The 17,375-nt window shown below is 46.6% G+C and carries 15 protein-coding genes; 6 read left to right on the forward strand and 9 right to left on the reverse strand.

Features of this window, described 5'->3' with window-relative positions; genetic code table 11:
• Positions 1–3: 3 nt before the first annotated feature.
• Complete coding sequence (locus P4S59_RS18440; RefSeq protein ID WP_237308740.1) at positions 4–1,062, forward strand: zinc-binding dehydrogenase; 1,059 nt, start codon at positions 4–6, stop codon at positions 1,060–1,062.
• An 83-nt stretch (positions 1,063–1,145) separates the two neighbouring features.
• Here P4S59_RS18440 and P4S59_RS18445 read toward each other — a convergent pair whose 3' ends face one another.
• Positions 1,146–2,270, reverse strand: a complete 1,125-nt coding sequence (locus P4S59_RS18445; RefSeq protein ID WP_337168828.1) for an alkene reductase — start codon at positions 2,268–2,270, stop codon at positions 1,146–1,148.
• A gap of 10 nt (positions 2,271–2,280) precedes the next feature.
• Positions 2,281–2,910 carry a glutaredoxin 2 gene (gene grxB / locus P4S59_RS18450; RefSeq protein ID WP_248379496.1) on the reverse strand — a complete coding sequence of 210 codons (630 nt, stop codon included), beginning with the start codon at positions 2,908–2,910 and terminating at the stop codon, positions 2,281–2,283.
• 215 nt (positions 2,911–3,125) lie between these two features.
• Between grxB and P4S59_RS18455 the strand changes: the two genes are divergently transcribed.
• Positions 3,126–4,061, forward strand: coding sequence for a LysR family transcriptional regulator (locus P4S59_RS18455; protein ID WP_006741404.1), 936 nt, complete (start codon positions 3,126–3,128; stop codon positions 4,059–4,061).
• On the opposite strand, the gene P4S59_RS18460 is transcribed toward P4S59_RS18455, so the two are convergent.
• Entirely contained in the window at positions 4,014–4,925 is a 912-nt protein-coding gene (locus P4S59_RS18460) for a LysR family transcriptional regulator (RefSeq protein WP_100088689.1), read from the reverse strand. The two genes, P4S59_RS18455 and P4S59_RS18460, sit on opposite strands and share 48 nt — an antisense overlap.
• 220 nt (positions 4,926–5,145) lie before the next feature.
• Here P4S59_RS18460 and P4S59_RS18465 point away from each other — a divergent pair, with 220 nt between their 5' ends.
• Positions 5,146–8,025 (forward strand): MGH1-like glycoside hydrolase domain-containing protein, encoded by a 2,880-nt coding sequence (locus tag P4S59_RS18465; RefSeq protein ID WP_337168829.1) that lies wholly within the window; start codon positions 5,146–5,148, stop codon positions 8,023–8,025.
• 106 nt (positions 8,026–8,131) lie between these two features.
• Here the strand turns inward: P4S59_RS18465 and P4S59_RS18470 are convergent, their stop codons facing one another.
• Both P4S59_RS18470 and P4S59_RS18475 read right to left on the reverse strand, forming a co-directional pair.
• Positions 8,132–9,700, reverse strand: a complete 1,569-nt coding sequence (locus P4S59_RS18470) for a DEAD/DEAH box helicase (protein WP_337168830.1) — start codon at positions 9,698–9,700, stop codon at positions 8,132–8,134.
• A gap of 281 nt (positions 9,701–9,981) precedes the next feature.
• Positions 9,982–10,692 (reverse strand): lipoate--protein ligase family protein, encoded by a 711-nt coding sequence (locus P4S59_RS18475; protein WP_337168831.1) that lies wholly within the window; start codon positions 10,690–10,692, stop codon positions 9,982–9,984.
• 195 nt (positions 10,693–10,887) lie between these two features.
• Between P4S59_RS18475 and P4S59_RS18480 the strand changes: the two genes are divergently transcribed.
• Entirely contained in the window at positions 10,888–11,217 is a 330-nt protein-coding gene (locus tag P4S59_RS18480) for a DUF4156 domain-containing protein (RefSeq protein ID WP_114323403.1), read from the forward strand.
• Positions 11,218–11,320: 103 nt separating this feature from the next.
• Here the strand turns inward: P4S59_RS18480 and P4S59_RS18485 are convergent, their stop codons facing one another.
• Both P4S59_RS18485 and P4S59_RS18490 read right to left on the reverse strand, forming a co-directional pair.
• Positions 11,321–12,349 carry a hypothetical protein gene (locus tag P4S59_RS18485; RefSeq protein ID WP_337168832.1) on the reverse strand — a complete coding sequence of 343 codons (1,029 nt, stop codon included), beginning with the start codon at positions 12,347–12,349 and terminating at the stop codon, positions 11,321–11,323.
• A gap of 412 nt (positions 12,350–12,761) precedes the next feature.
• Entirely contained in the window at positions 12,762–13,910 is a 1,149-nt protein-coding gene (locus P4S59_RS18490) for an aminotransferase-like domain-containing protein (RefSeq protein WP_182018749.1), read from the reverse strand.
• A gap of 125 nt (positions 13,911–14,035) precedes the next feature.
• On the opposite strand from P4S59_RS18490, the gene P4S59_RS18495 reads away from it, so the two are divergent.
• Entirely contained in the window at positions 14,036–14,905 is an 870-nt protein-coding gene (locus tag P4S59_RS18495) for an AraC family transcriptional regulator (RefSeq protein ID WP_258692148.1), read from the forward strand.
• A gap of 114 nt (positions 14,906–15,019) precedes the next feature.
• Here P4S59_RS18495 and P4S59_RS18500 read toward each other — a convergent pair whose 3' ends face one another.
• Positions 15,020–16,057 (reverse strand): DUF4382 domain-containing protein, encoded by a 1,038-nt coding sequence (locus tag P4S59_RS18500; protein WP_337168833.1) that lies wholly within the window; start codon positions 16,055–16,057, stop codon positions 15,020–15,022.
• A gap of 232 nt (positions 16,058–16,289) precedes the next feature.
• Between P4S59_RS18500 and P4S59_RS18505 the strand changes: the two genes are divergently transcribed.
• Complete coding sequence (locus tag P4S59_RS18505) at positions 16,290–16,529, forward strand: YdcH family protein (protein ID WP_005392770.1); 240 nt, start codon at positions 16,290–16,292, stop codon at positions 16,527–16,529.
• A 73-nt stretch (positions 16,530–16,602) separates the two neighbouring features.
• Here the strand turns inward: P4S59_RS18505 and P4S59_RS18510 are convergent, their stop codons facing one another.
• Entirely contained in the window at positions 16,603–17,274 is a 672-nt protein-coding gene (locus P4S59_RS18510; RefSeq protein ID WP_337168834.1) for a cupin domain-containing protein, read from the reverse strand.
• Positions 17,275–17,375 lie beyond the last annotated feature (101 nt).

Raw genomic sequence — 17,375 nt, forward strand, 5'->3', positions numbered from 1 at the left:
CCCATGCAACAGATGAACAGTATCGTAATGCAGGATGGTAGTGTCCGCCTGAAGCAAGTCGAAATCCCCAAACCCGCAGCGGGACAAGTCTTGGTTCGTAGTCTCGCCTGTGGGATTTGTGGCTCCGACCTACACATTACTCGACACGCGGATGAGGTGTTTGATGTATTCTACCAGCTCGGGTTGATGCCTGATGAAGTAGGTGAGCACGCTCAAGTGATGTTGGGACATGAATTCTGTGCGGAAATTGTCGAATACGGTGCCGATACGCAGCAAACGTTGCCTGTCGGTAGCCGAGTCACCTCTGTGCCGATGTTGCTCAGCCAAAATGGCGCAGGCGTTGGTGTCACTCCGGGTACTTACGGCGCTTACTCTGAGTATTTCCTACTTGATGAAGCGCTCCTACTGCCAGTGCCCGACGAAATACCGTCTGAAGCGGCAGCGTTAACCGAGCCGCTGGCGGTCGGTTTGCATGCGGTCAATCGCAGTGAAATCGAAACGGAAGATACAGCGCTGGTTGTCGGTTGCGGTCCTATAGGGCTGGCGGTGATTGCAGCGCTCAAACAACGCGGTGTGAGCAATATTCTTGCGGTCGATCTCCAGGAAGAGAAACTGCAACTTGCCAGCGAGTTTGGCGCAAATCGATTGATCAACCCGACCAAGGAAGACGAGATCGCCGTCGGGGCACAGTACGCAATGAATTCACGTTTGGTCATTTATGAGTGTGTTGGCAAACATACTTTAATTGATGATTTCATGCGCCGTGCTCCTGCCCGAGCACGAATCGTTGTATCAGGCATTCATACGACTCCAGCAACCGTTAACTACGCGTACGCGACGGTAAAAGAGCTCGATTTGAGATTCTCTTACTACTACCAACCACACGAGTTTGAGCAATGCCTACAAGCGATTGCCGAACATAAGTTGCCTTGGCAGAAAATGCTCACTGCCAAAGTGGGAATCGATGGTGTGGAAGATGCGTTTAGACAGTTAATGACGCCAAATGATCACATCAAAGTCGTTATCGAACCTTGGCGCAGCGGCGCGTTAGAAGTGGTTTAACTCTTAGCCAACTTAAGCTAGCCAAAACCAAGTTTAGTTTGGTGACAGCCCCAACCGTAGCAGCTAGGTTGGGGCTTTTTTTGTTAGGCCTGTTCTGCGCATTTCTGTTGCAGAGCAGGGTAATCGGTGTAGCCTCGTTCGTTTCCGCCAAACAACGTTGAGCCATCGAGTTCTGCCAACGGATGGTGATGTTGCAAGCGAGAGACTAAGTCTGGGTTTGCTACGAATGGTCGTCCGAATGCGACAAGATCCGCGTAGCCTTTCTCTAATACTTCGTTTGCTCGTTGAGGATCGTAGCGACCTGCAACAATAATAGCGTTGCGAAAGCGCTTTCTAAGTTCGACTCGAAACGCCTCAGGAATCGTTGGAGCATCGGCCCAATCGGCCTCGGACAAGTGTAAGTAGGCAATGTCGCGCTCCTGTAGTTGCTTTGATGCTTCTAAGATTGTTGGCACGATATCTGGGCAGTCCATATCTTTAAACGTAATGAATGGTGCCAATCTCACTCCAACTCGATGCGCACCAACAGCGGCGATAACTGCATCCACTACTTCGATAAGAAAACGGATACGATTTTCTCGTGGACCGCCGTAGTTGTCTGTTCGATGGTTTGAGTTGGTTCTTAAGAACTGATCGATCAGATACCCATTCCCGCCGTGGATTTCTACCCCATCAAAACCCGATTCAATGGCGCGTTTGGCTGCGTTCGCGAAATCACCGACAACTCGGTTGATGTCCGCTTGTGTCATGGCGCGTGGCTCAACACAATCGACCATATTGCCGTTGCCTTGTTCATCCGCAATCCAAACTTGCGTCTCTACCGGAGCGAGCGCAGATGGTGCGATAGGCTGTTCACAATTTTGGAATGTTGGGTGAGACACTCTGCCCACATGCCATAGCTGACAAAACATCGCTGCACCTTGTGATTTGACCGCTTGGGTCACTCCTTGCCAGCCCGCCACTTGCGCATCGGTGTAAACGCCAGGGGTGAACGAATAGCCTTGAGAATCGTCCGAAATTTGTGTGGCTTCGGAAATGATCAGCCCGGCAGAAGCGCGCTGTTGATAATACGTTGCCATCATCTCATTCGGGATGTTGCCCGGCTGAGTGGTGCGTGCGCGAGTCATTGGTGCCATGACAATACGGTTTTGTAGTGACAACGCTTTTAGTTGAGCTGGTTCAAACAGCTTATTTGTTCTTTGTTTCATGTTGCGCTCCTCAGATAAGTACTGGCACGTTGGTCGCTTTACGAGCGGTTGCCATCCAGTGAAGTACGGCTGGATCCCATTGCACTTCGGGCGCACTGAAAAAACCGCGTAGAATGGAGAACATAATGGCTTGATCAACCAGTGACGTTTGCTTTTCTGAACTTAGGTTGAGCAAGGGTTTGGTTTGTTCTATCAAAGCGGCGACTTCTTTCGCAATCGCAGGTGTATCGTTAATCAAAGCTTCAAAATTTAACGCTTCGGTTTCCTTTTTTGCACGCCATGCTTGTTTAGCGGTTTCTGTTGCAAATTCCGGTAACGTCATGTTTGACCAACGCGGATACCCGACTTTTTGTAGCGGTAAAAACGCTTGTTTTTGCCAGTCTAAAACCGCTGTTGAGGGTTGGCTGTTCTCGCTGGAAGATGCCAGCTCAAGGAAGTAGTTGATGATGTCTAAGCTTTCCGCCATGGCTTCACCATCGCCTTTGATCAAAAGAGGAACTTGTTTTGTGCCGATGATGTTTGTGGTGGTGCTCTCGTCGTCATAAGCAATGTTGATGACGTCGAGCTGAATATTCAGCATGCCTGCAACAAAACGGACGCGGGCGCTAAAGGGGCAATGTTCATAAATGTACAGTTTCATTTTTTGTTTCCTATCTCTGGCTGGGCAGGGCGTGTTGTTGTGCGTTGAACACAGTGACGCCGAATACAGCTTTACGGCGTTTAACTTTGCCCTGTCACATAACGTTCTGGGTCTAAACAATGTCGATAGGGTCAGTATATGGATTCGACTTAATTTGATAATTGGTTAATATCTGAATTGATTATTCAGTTTTTCCAAATAATAAGGGCGTGAAGATGGATAAGTTTTCGGATATGACGTTGTTTGTCAGCATCGTTAAACATCAAGGTCTGGCAGCGGCGGGAAGGGAGTTAGGTTTATCTCCGGCGACGGTAACGGCAAGACTGCAAGCGATAGAAGAACGCTATGGCGTAAAGCTGCTCAACCGAAGCACACGCCACGTATCACTCACGGACGCAGGGGCAATGTACCATCAAGCTTGTCTGAACATCATTGATAGCGTGAAAGAGACGGAAAACTTACTTCAAACGGGTATTTCGGAAGTGCGCGGAACGTTGAAAATTTCAGCTCCACGAGATATTGGCAAACAAATTATTTCGCCGATGGTGTCGGCTTTTTCTGAGCAATATCCGGATGTGACGCCTTATCTTTATCTTAATGACAATTTATCGAACTTGGCTGAATCGGGGCTCGATTTAGTGATTCGCTACGGCGAGTTAGCGGACAGTAATCTCATTTCGCGCAAGCTGGCGTCGAGTCAACGTGTGCTGTGCGCGTCACCTGATTATTTGGCGAAGCAAGGTGTCCCAAACTGTCCTCAAGATCTCGTGGACCATCGCAGCTTAGCCATGGTGCGCAGCAATGAAGAATTAAAAACGTGGCACTTTAAAGATGAAGAGTCTCACCAAACGATCACGGTCACGCCAAAGCGCTTTTCTGATGATGGTGAAGTGATTCGACAATGGGCGTTGGACGGTGCGGGGATTGCGTTGAAATCGATTTTAGATATTCAGCAAGACCTCAAACAACAACGTTTAGTAACGGTTTTGGATGGGTATATGAAAAACTTCAGCGCCTTTTCGCAAGGCGCTGAAGCAGATCTGCATGTCATTTATCAAAGCCGCCAATATCAACCGAAAAGAGTTCGCCTGTTTTTGGACTTTCTAGTTGAGCAATTTAGCGCGCTGAGTGATACCAGCAACCAGATCTAGATGCGATTCCGAGGTTTCTCGGCGGTGGCGATAAATCCCGACGGTGCCAGGGTTTGGTTCGTTTTCCATGGTTAAGCATCGTAAGCCAAAGGATTCCAAATACGGTTTCAGGTGGCCGGTATAAGACATCACAGCGACGCTTTCTTTCAGTACATCAATACTGGCGAGCAGAGAATCCACTTCGTAAGTCGGTCTGTCATCCAGTTGCTGCCTTTCGCGTTCATTTTGTTTCGGGATTGGGTTATCGATGACGTGAGCGAATTTCTTAGCGTCATAAGTGACTGAAAGAGCGGGGTATTCGTGCAGCATCTCTTCGGTGACGGTTTTCCCTAGCAGTGGATGGTTTGGGGAAACAAAATAGGCATCAACCGTTTGAAATAAAGGAATAAACGTAACATCGCATTTAGACGACAAGCCGACAATCTCGTGGCCGATGAAGAATTCAATCTGTTCGTTGATTAATGAATCCATCAAGCCTAAGTGGTTACCAAATTCGACGTGCGTAGATGCCGATGGCTGCTTGGTCAGATGTTCATTGAGTGCTTGTTTGACGAACAGCGGCCACCACGCATCGCCAGTACCCATTTTAATTTTTCCGACTTGGTACTGTTTCCGTTCATCAATGCTTTGCATCATTTGGTTGTATTCATGCTGCATCGCGTTGCTATGGCGATAGAGGATGCGTCCGTATTCGGTCAACACCATGCCATTAGGATGACGTTCAAACAGCGTCACGCCGAGATTCTCTTCCAGCTTCTTTAAATTGCTTGTTACCGTTGGCTGGCTTAACCCTGCCATTCTTGCCGCAGCGCTGATGCTTTGGCAGCGTGCAACCAGTAAAAATTGCTGCAGAGATTTGTCCATTTTCTTTCCCCTCTAAGAACGAGGGGTATTTTGCACAATTTCATTTATAAATCACAAATCTGTAATCTCATTTGATTGAAATTATGCGCATTTCATAGATCTACATCACTGTTGGGGTTTGACGTATAGATGTTATCTATAGCTCGCTCCTGACTTCCTATTTTCCCCTCAAAAAGGTGTTCTTTAGACTGTCGCCAAAACAACAATCTAAGGGATGAACATGAAACCGAGTTTTATTGCGCTTGCTGTCGCGTCTTGTATTGGTCTTGCTGGATGTGGGGCAGATTCCTCTGGTGCGCCTGTGCCAGTCGACAAACCAATTATTTCAGCCGACTTATATTTACGTGGTTTAAATGGGGATTGGGGCACGGCAGAGCATGCCAAGCTAAACTATTTGGGTAATAACGAGTACGAAACCGTACTGCGCGTCGCTCGAGGTAGCAATCAGTTCAAGATTGCTGATCCGGGTTGGCAGATCCAATACACCTATTTTGAGGAGCCCGCGGCGTTCGATAAAGCTCAGGAGTACCTGCCAAAACCAGACACGAATGAAGCGTGTATGAACGATGATTGCAACTCTGAGATCACGTTTGAAGACAAAGGGTATTACAAGTTTTCTGTGAGCTTTGCCGATGAAAGTCGCGCGACAATGACTGTGACGAAAGCAACGCAAGAAGAAGCGGAAAAATACTACTCTGATGCGATTCTCGACCCTGCAATGGTGCATGAGGGGCACCTGAGTAAAGAAGTGAAACTGTTCGCCAATTACGATGACTCGAGTGATACCGTGATTTTCTCGGTGAAAGATCCTAAAGCTGAGCTGCGTGAATTTGGTATTTCAACGACGACAGAATTGCGTGATGCGCTCGACCAAGGCTTAGTGATTAATGAGCAAACAGGGCCGCGAGTGGTGTCGGGTGATGTCGCGTTTGACGCGTTGTTTGCGTTGACGATGAAAGAGCTAGACCAGCTTGCTGTTTCTGAAATCAAAGACGGCAATTACAACTACAACAACCCAATCAAAGCGGAAGTTTTTGAGACGGGCGCGAAATGGCATTACGTGTGGACGCGTGACTTGGCGTACGCAGCAGACCTTTCGCTTGCTTTGATGAATCCAACTCGCGTGCAAAATGGTCTGAACTTTAAATTGTCTGCTTTCCGCGACACGACTGATCAGCAATATGATGGCGAGCAGATTGTGCAAGACACAGGCACTGGCGGCAGCTGGCCAATCAGTACCGACCGCACGACTTGGGCGCTTGGTGCAGAACGCTTACTTTCGGCATTGGATGGAGAAGAGTACAACCAGTTTGCTGAGCGCGCATATAAAGCCATCAGTAATACACTTGAAGCCGATCGCCTGGCGGCTTTTGATGCGAAATCTGGTTTATACACTGGTGAGCAATCATTCCTCGATTGGCGTGAGCAAACGTATTCAACGTGGACGCCAAACGATGTCAATGCGATTGGTAGCAGCAAAGCGTTATCGACAAACGTGGTTCACTACCGCGCGATTCAGCTCGCGGCTAAGTTGGCAGAGAAGTACGATTCAACCAACGCGGTCAAATACACCGATTGGGCTGAGCAGTTAAAAACCGCTATCAACGAGCAGTTTTGGAATGCCGAACGCGGTATGTACGTAAGCTATTTGTTTGATAATGGCAAAGACATCGCGGTCGACAAATACGACATGTTGGGCGAAGCACTTGCGATCATCAGTGGCGTGGCAAGTGATGCTCAGGCGAAACAAATCATGGCCAATTACCCACACAGTGAGTTTGGCGTGCCGGTTTATTTCCCTCAACAACCGGATGTGCCTGTGTACCATAACCGCGCAATTTGGCCATTTGTTACCGCGTACAGCTTGCGCGCCGCGCATCAAACACAAAACGTGGCTGCGGCGAACAATGCGATTCAATCGTTGGTTCGTGGTACAGCGACCAATTTATCCAACATGGAAAACTTAGAGTGGCTTTCTGGTAAGTCATTCATCATCCATAGTGATTATGGCGAAGATCCGAGCTTGGATGGCCCAGTGATTAACTCTCAGCGTCAGCTTTGGTCTGTGGGTGGCTACTTGAACATGGTGGTAGAGACCCTATTTGGCATCCATACCGAAACAGGTAAGTTGGAAGTGAAGCCATTTATCACAAGTTGGGTGCGCAATAACTTGTTGGCTCAGTCTGAACAAATCACGTTGGAAAACTTTGCCTTTAAAGGAAAGAACTACTCGGTAACGATTGACTTGCCTGTAGCAAGTAAAGATGAAACAGGCTACTACCCAGTTGAAAATGTAACGATGGACGAAAAGGGGCATTTCCACGTGACACTGGGCGCGCTTGTGAATGTAGATAGCAGCATTACTTTAGTTTCTGGGGTGAAACCGTATGTGAGTGAAGATAGCCGCGTTTATTCTCCGCAAGAGCCAACATTGGTGGTAAAAAGCGTTGATAATTCGGTTTCGATTGACGTGATGAGCAAGTACAACGTGAACTTGTATCGCAATGGCGAGCTGATTCAAAAGAACGTGATTGCTCAATCTTATTCCGATACGCCAACAGGTTTTGCTTGTTATTTGGCTGAAAGCATTAACGATAAAGGCTTCCGTTCTAACCCAAGCCAACCGGTTTGTGTCGGTGAAGAGATCCGCATCAAACTTGATGGTGAATATCAGCCACTCAAAGACAATGTCTCAGTGGTTACGGTGAGCAAAGACAGTGGCCTCGTAAAAGGTGCAGAGTCGTTTACAGCTCCTGTAACGGGCACTTACCAGTTCGATGCTTGGTACAACAATAACCTAGGACAACTTAATACCGGCATCACGAACACCGTGAAACTGTTAGAGGTATTGGATGATGCAGGTAAAGTGGTTGGCCAAGGTTACTTGCAGATGGGCCATATTGGTGAAAACCAAGGTATGTGTTACTCAACGCCAATTGAAGTGGCGCTGGAGCAGGGAAAAACCTATCAGATCGCGCTGAAGGACCACTTCAATATGAGTTACCTCACATCGAACGAAACCTACATCTACGCTGGTGGTATTGAGGGTGAAAAGAACGAAGCGCAAATCGCTGATATTCGAATCACACCTTTAATGTAGGCTGTTTTAACAACGCTGTGTTCTAAAAAACTGTGTTCTAAGAAAAACAAAGCCGCTGAGATTATCAGCGGCTTTGTTGTATTTGCTATCGGTGGCCGTTTACAGATTAGTTTGCAGCCTGCGGACGAGGTTTACGGCGCTGACCTGATGGTTTGTTTCCTGCAGGCTTAGCATTGTTTGGCTTGCGGTTACCAGACGGTTTACCAGCGTTGCCACTCTTATTACCGTTTGGTTTATTTCCATTCGGTTTATTGCCATTTGGCTTGTTGCCGTTAGGTTTGCGGTCATCTGGTTTACTGTTTGCACGACCTTGGCCTTCACGGTTGCCTCTAGGCTTGTCCGCACCGCTTTGGTTGGTGCTGTTTTTGTTGCCGTTGTTACCACCGTTGAAGCGACGCTTAGGTTTGTTTGCGCCATTGCCCGCTTTCTTTTCGGTTGCTGGAGCGTTTTCACCCGCAGCATTTGGCGCTTTTGGTTTTTTCGGCTTCTTAGGTTTTTTCGGTTTGATTGGACGAGTATCCAGTTTAGATTCTGGCACTACATTGGTTGGCGCAAAACCTTCCAACTCTTTACGTGGTAGCACTTCTTGAATCAAACGTTCAATCGCAAACAACTCAGATGCTTCTAGCGCACATACCAGTGAAATAGCTTTACCTACTTCGCCCGCGCGGCCAGTACGACCAATACGGTGAACGTAGTCTTCTGCCACTTTAGGTAGCTCAAAGTTCACCACTTGCGGCAATTGAGGAATATCGATACCGCGCGCAGCAATGTCCGTCGCGACCAACACACGAATTTCACCCGATTTAAAATCCGCCAGTGCTTTGGTACGTGCGCCTTGGCTCTTGTTGCCGTGGATGGCAGCAGCAGGTAGGTTTTGTTCGATAAGGAACTTCGCCAGACGGTTTGCGCCGTGTTTCGTTTTCGTAAACACCAGCACTTGCTTCCAATCGCCGTCTTTGATCAATTTAACCAACATCGGTGCTTTTTTCTTCACGTCTGCTGGGTAGATGCTTTGCTCAACCGTTCTCGCCGTCGAGTTTGCCGGGTTCACTGAAATCTCAATCGGGTTGTTCACCAAGCCTTTCGCAAGATCGCGGATCTCATCCGAGAAAGTCGCCGAGAACAGTAGGTTCTGACGTTGTTTTGGTAGCAGAGCTAGGATCTTACGAATGTCACGGATAAAGCCCATATCCAACATACGGTCTGCTTCATCCAGTACCAGAACTTCTAGTTGGTCGAACTTCACCGCATTTTGGTTGTACAAATCCATCAGGCGGCCTGGCGTCGCAACCAACACATCCGCACCTTTGCGAAGACGCAGCATTTGCGGGTTGATCTTCACACCACCAAAAACAACCGCACTGCTTAGTGGGAGGTGACGGCCGTACATAAACACGTTTTCTTGTACCTGAGCCGCAAGTTCACGCGTTGGCGTCAGGATAAGTGCACGAACTTGGTTAGCACGAACGCGAGGGCCATTCGATAAACGCTCAAGAATCGGTAGCGTAAAGCCTGCAGTTTTACCTGTACCAGTCTGCGCTGCTGCCATTACGTCTTTCCCTTCCAAAATAGCAGGAATTGCTTTTGCCTGAATTGGCGAAGGGGTGTCGTAGCCTTTTTCTTGAATAGCTTTAAGGATTGGAGCAGATAGACCTAAAGAGGTAAAACCCATATGTATGATTCTCAATTGTAGAGTTAGATAACAACGCGCCGAAAACAAATCGGTACGAAAGGTGCGACATTCTGAGGCTTTTACGCGCAGGCTTCAACTAATTCTGTCATAGATAAATATTTGAACTGGATCTCATTTCTTTTTGGCAGGCAAAACTGATAACTGGTTTGATCGATTGAATGGTTTTACGTTGGCGATGCCCATTCTTACATCGCTATCACGGCATGCAGTTTGAGTTTATCGAATGCTTTTCGGAGCAAGGGGGAGGCTTGATCCTTTCATTACTCCGCTTTAGCATGCATTAAAAACGCGCTAGTCAGTTGCTGAAAGAGTGAATCTATCGAGAGGCGGTCGGATATATGATTGAAGAGCGGTGTGTGGACATCGCCACGAATATCATCGCTGTGACCACAAAGCTGATTACACATTCGTACTGGTTCGACAATCTTCTCGACGTCGGCATCAATCAGAATGCATGCTTGTGACAATACCACTTGTCCGCCGCCTTTTTTAAGTAAAACACGCTGCGCGGTTCCCACGACTTTTTGCCCGCCAATGTTGAGGTTGTACTCGCCATCGCAGTAGGAATAAGGCGTAGCATGAACATCCACTTTCACGCCGAGCTGTTTAAAGAAAACCGTTAATATCGCACACAAATCGAGATACGCTTTCTTGATGTCGTAAGGCTCACCGTCTGGCCAGTGATAGATGTGGGATAGATTAATAATACCCGGTACTTGAGGGACGGGGGCACCACCAGTTTTACGGGAAAAGAGTTTCCAGCCAGACGCATTTAACGCATGTTCTAACTCGTTAGAAATAGGCCACTTTTTACCTGCGGGAAGCACGAGCGTCGGGCTTTTTACTTGCCAAAGTAATAGCACTTGCGAGAGTTGGTTGGACTGAACTTGTTTAATGAGCTCATCTTCTTTTTCAAATGCATCAGCGACTTCCGTAGCCGTATAGCGAATTAGCTTATTTTTAGAAACCAAACTCTATCCCTCATCCGTATATTATCGCTACTGTTTTATCTTAGATGTCATGTGATTACTAGCGGTATACGCTGCCTTTAGAGTTTTCTTCGCTTCCATTATTTCTATTTAAAGGGGCGATAGAAATATTTTGTTGGTCATCACATAAGCAATTCATAAAATCCGCCATCTAAATAATTTTTAGGCGATATGACTATGAAAAAGCGAGTGATGTGTCTTGCGTTAGCGGCATCATTGACGGGATGTGTGACGTTCCCGACCCAAGAATCTGAGCAAGTCCAAGTGCTTTGGGACAACGTGAATGCGATTGAAAACTGCGAGCTAATGGGAACGGTAATTGGCTCGGAAGGGCACTTTTATGATTATTGGCTGCACGCAGATAAAGACATGGTTTGGGGTACGCTAAACCAAATGCGCATCAAGGCGGCAGATTTAGGCGCAGATACCTTGTATTTATACCAACCGTTAAGCTTTTCTACGTCAGTGACGATGTTTGCTAATGCTTATAAGTGCAAACAGCCATAATTTTACTTTTCCGAAAGCAAAGACAGGCGAAATGTGCCTGTCTTTGAGTTTGCTGCCAAACAACAAGTTTACGTCTGTGCTCGTTGTGATGAGCACTTTTCAGTTAATTTACGTTCGCTGTAGCCACAGCCGTCGTGTCAGAAAATGACAGCGTGAAGTCTTGTTCGGTATTTAATACTTTGGCCGGGAACTCTAAGCTTAACTGTGCGTGTGGTGCGACTTCTGACGCGATACTGGTGACGAATTTTCGGGTTTCACCCGGAGAGATTGACAAGTTGTTTCCCCCTCGTGATGAGAGCTCTGCGATCCCAATGGTTTCAAGCGTGTTACCCGCAGTATCTGCTAAGTTCAACAAAGACTCCGATTTATACACTAGCTCTCCGCTTTCGGTGCGATAGGCATTAAACGTGTTGAAGTTTGGCTGTAATGAACCTTGTGAACCGACGTTAGTGACGGAAAACGTCACATTAGAGCCATCAAAATTCTCGACTTTCACCAACACGTTACCGTCTTGGTAACGTGCTGCTGCGGCAGCACTGGCTTGCTGTTTCTGTCTCTGTTGTTCTTTCTCGATGTTGCTTAACTGTTCCTGCTCGCTAGCAATTCTATTTTCTGCCATGGCGTAAGATTGATCCACCATTGCTAGCAAAGCGGGGATTGAATACAACGTGAGACCTTCCAAATGGTCAAAGTCGATTTTGGCATGCTGAGTAAGTTCGTGGTTCGAGAACTGGCAGTAACCATCAATCAAGCTAACAAATGCGACTTCAAAAGTACCTTGTAATCGGCTCACTTCCTGTGCGGCTTTCTCTAAATCTGAGCGTATTTTTCGGATCTCTTCCAATGTCTTTTGTGGCAAACGTCCATTGGGTGACACGTCGTTGGAAACCGAGACCAGTGCTTCGGTCACAAATGGATTGTTTTTGGCTGGAATCACCGTGGTGATGCGGTTGGATTTAGTGATGTCTTCGCCCAGTAAAACCATCATTTTTTGCGATACGGCAGTTGTGTTGCCCGCTAAAACATCACTACAGTTTGGAGACGTATTCGCATACGCGGCGAATGCGGTAAAAAGTGAAAAGATAACGGACCAGCCAGTGGCGACGAGTCCTGTCGTGGTTCGAGTGTTCATCCTGATAACCCCTCTGTCATTTGGTGCGATTCACTGACGTAATTGCCAATCAAAAGACTGGCTCGCGACATTCAGAATGGTTCTGGTCAATCCTTCGTAGTGGGTATGCCCGCAGATGCTTTCTAGTCGTTTACTCAATCGCTAAGCCACGACTGAGTAAAGTGTCTGAAATTGAGAACATTAATGCTGCGAAGTTGATGTCTTTTGTTTGAAAGATAGACGTAACTTTTCTAACCATCAAATACGTGATTAGGTTCTCATTTTTATATGAGTGAGAGGATCAAGAGAAAACAGGCACTTACTGTAGAGAGTTGATTTGAGAGAAAAATATAAAATTTTTTGGGGAACTTTTTTGATGCTGCCTTTGAGACTTTTTCGAATCTCAAAGGCAGATTCTAACGTATGCGCTCAATTACAAAGCGTTGAGTACATCCGCAAGTCGAGTGACAGCAGTCGTCAGTTCTTCTGGTGTGGCATTGGTAAAGTTAAGACGCAGAGCGGCTTTTACCTTTGAACCTTCCGGATAAAATACCGGGCTTGGCACCACAGCAACCCAGTTTGCAAGAAGGGTCTTCGCAAGTTCGAAGGTGTCGCATTCTGGAATTTCTACCCAGACAAACATGCCACCATCAACAGGTTTGAGTACGCAACTTTCTGGCAGCTGTTTTTGCAACTCAGTAAACATGACATCGTAACGCGATTTGTAAAGCGCACAGATGGTTGAAATGTGCGTTTCGAAGTTGTCATGTTGCAGTAGACCATGCAGCAAAGCTTGCATAGGAATACTAGAGTGCAGATCGGCACCTTGTTTGATTTTGATGAGTGGCTCAAGGTAACTGCGTTTGCCCGTTACCACACCAATACGCAAGCCTGGTGAGGCGATTTTGGAGAAAGAGCGCAACACGATGGAGTGCTGCGGGCAGAAATCCGAAACCAGCGGCAGTGCTTCACCAGAAAAACGCAGCTCGCGGTATGGTGCGTCTTCAATGAATGCCACGTCGTATTGGATACAAAGCTCGGCAACTTTTTGGCGAGTCTCTAGCGCCCAGCATACGCCCGTTGGGTTGTGAAAATCAGGTACGGCGTAGAACATTTTTGGTTGCTGCGTGGCAAAGCATTGCTCGAGTTCTTCAAGGTTTGGGCCACACTCGGTTTGCGAAACGGTCACGATGTTGGCTTGCACTAAACCGAATACTTGCATAGCACCAAGGTAGCTCGGTGCTTCCATCACCACTTTATCGCCCGGATTCACGTACGCACGCGCAATCAAATCTAGCCCTTGCTGAGAACCCGTTGTGATCATCGCCAAATGAGATTCTGGTAGCTGATAATAATCGGTCAAAAAGTTAAGTAGCGGTGCGTAGCCTGCTGTTGCGCCGTATTGAAACACCTCTGGCATGTTCGCGAGGTTTTCGAGCGTCGGTTTCATCAAGTCGATCGGGAAGGTTTTTTCGTCCGGTAAGCCACCCGCAAGAGAAATGACGTTCTTATCGCTCGCTGCTGCGAGGATCTCTCGAATGTAGGATGACTTAGTTTGTTGTAATGACTGTGCTATTTCCATGTGCTGTGCTTCTCGTAATTGTCTTTTTTTATGTCAGAAATAGTATAGGTAAATTGCCAAGCTTGGTGTGTCCATTTATGCTGTTAAATATGTCCATTTATGCTATTTGAGCGAAAGTTTACTCCGTGAGCCATCAACAAGTTTCCAGAATCAATGACGTGCTGTTTTACATTCACCAGGACATTAGCAGAGATTTATCGGCTAAAGAGCTAGCGGACGTAGCAGCCTATTCTGAACAACACTTCCATCGTATTTTTAAAGATGTCGTAGGGGAGTCCATCCATCAATATATCCGCCGCACAAGAATGGAATACGCCGCCAATCAACTGATGTTTGATACCAGCTCATCGGTATTAGACATTGCTAACAAGTGCGGCTTTAGCTCTGTATCTTCTTTTAGCCGAGCGTTTAAAGCGACGTTCGCTATGTCTCCTGGTGCGTGGCGAAAGCATGATTTACAAGTCGCAGAAAAACCGTATTTGAAGGATCCGGAAGTGGCTGCGGGTTATCATCGGGTTGCTAAACGCGAGTTACCAGAACCTAAAATTATGGAGGTTCCACAACGCTTTGCGGCGTATGTACGGCATGAGGGTTATAGCCGTTCCATTCGCAATGCGTGGCTGATTTTGAAAGCGTGGGCAAGTTCTGAGAATCGGGACTTTTCGGTTCAATACGGCTTGCATCACTCCAATCCTGCTTGGGTCGAACTCGACAAGTGTCGTTATGTGGCTTGTATGGCAATTGATACGCCGCTCAAAGTGCGCGGCGTCGTGAATCAAATGACGATTCCGGGTGGTTTGCATGCCGTCTTTCGCTTAACGGGCGTATATGGTGAGCTTCTTCCTCAACTCAGTATGGTACTAGAGAAGTGGTTGCCTAACTCTGGCTTTAAACAGCGTTCTACACCCGCTTATGTCCATTATCATAAAAATCACTTTCTCAGCCATGATGAGGCGTTTGAGCTGGATTTCTATCTACCCATTAGCTTCTTCTAAGGATGAAAACGAACGTATTATCTTGTGAGTCGATTTGTGGTGAGCAAAGAGCTGACCAAGAGCGCCATGAAGAAAAGGCAGAGCTTGTGCTGGCTCTGCCATTTCTAGGGGATCTTAAAAGTTTGCGTCTGTATTAGTACCAACGGATACGTTAAGTCCGCTAGTTGATTGATAAATGCTGAAAGTTTCGCCAGCGACAATACCTTCTTCAGAATCGTCATTTGCCGTACAGGTATAACCGACCGAGTAAGTACCAGGTTCTACAAAACCGAATTCGTACTCGTAATTTGCATCATCAACGTCTTGAACCACGTTCGCTGCTGCGATTGGCATTGCTTGGCCTTCTGCGCCGGCAAATGGCCCCATGTTTTCTTCAGCGATATTTCCTTGATATAAGTAGACCGCGTGCGCATATCCATTTGCGCTTGGGGTATCCGTTTCGCAGCTTTGATAGGTCAATGTTGCGACATCACCCTGAATCTCCCCCGTTGTAACCGTGTTAATTAAAGTTACGGAGGTGCGTTGAATGCTGTAGCCTTCGTTTTGGCCTGTTCCGTCTTTTAAGCCGCGGCGCAGATCAAATTCAACTACGAACTCATTATTGTCAGGGTTGACTGCAAAGGTGTTGTTAAAGAACAGTACCCCAGAATCAGGATCCTTTCCGACACCTTGTGGGCAAGCACCATCACCTTTGACGGTCAGTGGGATTTGATTTCCTGTCGCTTCGTCAATCACATACGATGGGTAGTTTGGATGATCGCCATCATTAGCAAACACGCAGAGTTTATAATTCCCAGTTGGTATCAGTTCATCATCCACCAATTCTTGTGCGTCACTGCCTTGGAAGTTGAGTAAGTTAACACTTAGGGGCAGTGGATCTTCACCATCGGGAAGGGGGTTACCATCTTCGTCGACCAAATTGCCTTCTTCGTTTGTTTTATACACATCGAATACTTGTGGTGTGCCACCATCAAGAGGAAGAAATGCAACTTTGTTATATGTGATCACCACTTCTGATACGTCATCAATAGGGGCATCTGATACAGACAAAGTAACAGGAGTCATTGTACTGACAGAGTCACTGTCTGAATTACAGCCAATAAGTGCAACGGCTATTGATGCACTGATTAGGCCAATTTTCATTCTGTTCATTAGATGTACCTTTTTATGAGAAGTGTATTAAATGTAGCTGATTATTGACAAAATACAGAATAACAACGAGCGGAGTTACCGGGTCGAAAACAGTGACGAACCATCATTAAGACGTTCAGTAAAAGTGTGCTCAAATCGACGATATTGTGCTCAATGAAGTGCTATGGTTAAGAATGTGTCGCTCAAAAAATGAGCGGAGATATACATCAATAACTCTAGCCAAGAGGTCTCTATGTTAGGTGAAAATCACTCATTAACTCATGAATTCCCAGAACATTTGGATACCATTACTCAGCTTGCCGAAAACGATGCATCATTTGCTGAAACCGTTAAAAACTACAATGCTTTAGATAAGGAAATCCGCGTACTAGAACTGCAAGGAAGCCCGATTGATGATCACGAAATGAACGTGTTAAAACATAATCGAGCTGAGCTCAAAGATTGGCTCCACTCGAGAATTATGGGCTCTTAGCGACGCAATGATCATCGGCTCGTAATCTACGAGCCGATTTTAGTTTCAAGGGACGATGCCAAGTATTCCAACATTAGGGTTGCTGAGCAGGAGCTTGGAGTGGCAGGTGGCCTGTTTTTACCCAAATGATCGTTTCTTGCTCTACAAAAGGAAAGTGCTCACTCATATGTGGACTGCGTATCCAAGAGTAGGGAGGATAGGTTCCTAGCTCGTCTTTAAACTCCCCCGATAACACAAAAATTTCTTCACCACCAAAGTGACGGTGTGGTTGAAACTTCTCGTCTTTCGGCCATTTAACCAATGCGACATGTTCATTCTCAAAATCATGCAATGGCATGACTTTCAGCCCACCAATGCCAGGTAACCAATTCGCTTCGTTCGTGTTGATGCGAACTGTTTCAAGATCATCAGAATTGAATTGATTTAGTTTAACTAAAATCACACAGCCTCCTTTGCTATAGGGCGCATGTTGACTTCCAGGAGGGTTACGCAAGTAGGTTCCAGAAGGGTAGTCACCATGTTCGTCAGAGAACACTCCTTCGAGCACTAATATTTCTTCTCCGTGAGGATGAGGATGAGTCGAAAAGTGCGAGTTTGGCTCATACTTCACTACGCTGGTGGTGTGCCCTGATTCTTTGGCTTCTCTTTCCAAAGGTTTACGCCACACGCCTTTGGAAGGGCTGGCGATCCACTCCTGTTCACCTGTTTCTATCACGATTCTTTTCGAGAAATCCATATTCAACATACTGAAATTCCGTTACTTATCTAATGATTGACTCTCAATAGTATACGTATAAAAAACATCAATTGATTCACTTGTTGATAGTCAAAATCAGGGATTGAATA

The sequence above is a fragment of the Vibrio sp. M60_M70 genome (assembly GCF_037162085.1).
Classification (GTDB): domain Bacteria; phylum Pseudomonadota; class Gammaproteobacteria; order Enterobacterales; family Vibrionaceae; genus Vibrio; species Vibrio diabolicus.

What these genes read in the sequence shown, in the direction of transcription:
- P4S59_RS18440 (WP_237308740.1), top strand. Translation starts at nt 4, where the DNA reads ATGCAACAGATGAACAGTATCGTAATGCAGGATGGTAGTGTCCGCCTG.
- P4S59_RS18445 (WP_337168828.1), bottom strand. Translation starts at nt 2,270, where the DNA reads ATGAAACAAAGAACAAATAAGCTGTTTGAACCAGCTCAACTAAAAGCG.
- grxB (WP_248379496.1), bottom strand. Translation starts at nt 2,910, where the DNA reads ATGAAACTGTACATTTATGAACATTGCCCCTTTAGCGCCCGCGTCCGT.
- P4S59_RS18455 (WP_006741404.1), top strand. Translation starts at nt 3,126, where the DNA reads ATGGATAAGTTTTCGGATATGACGTTGTTTGTCAGCATCGTTAAACAT.
- P4S59_RS18460 (WP_100088689.1), bottom strand. Translation starts at nt 4,925, where the DNA reads ATGGACAAATCTCTGCAGCAATTTTTACTGGTTGCACGCTGCCAAAGC.
- P4S59_RS18465 (WP_337168829.1), top strand. Translation starts at nt 5,146, where the DNA reads ATGAAACCGAGTTTTATTGCGCTTGCTGTCGCGTCTTGTATTGGTCTT.
- P4S59_RS18470 (WP_337168830.1), bottom strand. Translation starts at nt 9,700, where the DNA reads ATGGGTTTTACCTCTTTAGGTCTATCTGCTCCAATCCTTAAAGCTATT.
- P4S59_RS18480 (WP_114323403.1), top strand. Translation starts at nt 10,888, where the DNA reads ATGAAAAAGCGAGTGATGTGTCTTGCGTTAGCGGCATCATTGACGGGA.
- P4S59_RS18485 (WP_337168832.1), bottom strand. Translation starts at nt 12,349, where the DNA reads ATGAACACTCGAACCACGACAGGACTCGTCGCCACTGGCTGGTCCGTT.
- P4S59_RS18490 (WP_182018749.1), bottom strand. Translation starts at nt 13,910, where the DNA reads ATGGAAATAGCACAGTCATTACAACAAACTAAGTCATCCTACATTCGA.
- P4S59_RS18500 (WP_337168833.1), bottom strand. Translation starts at nt 16,057, where the DNA reads ATGAACAGAATGAAAATTGGCCTAATCAGTGCATCAATAGCCGTTGCA.
- P4S59_RS18505 (WP_005392770.1), top strand. Translation starts at nt 16,290, where the DNA reads ATGTTAGGTGAAAATCACTCATTAACTCATGAATTCCCAGAACATTTG.
- P4S59_RS18510 (WP_337168834.1), bottom strand. Translation starts at nt 17,274, where the DNA reads ATGTTGAATATGGATTTCTCGAAAAGAATCGTGATAGAAACAGGTGAA.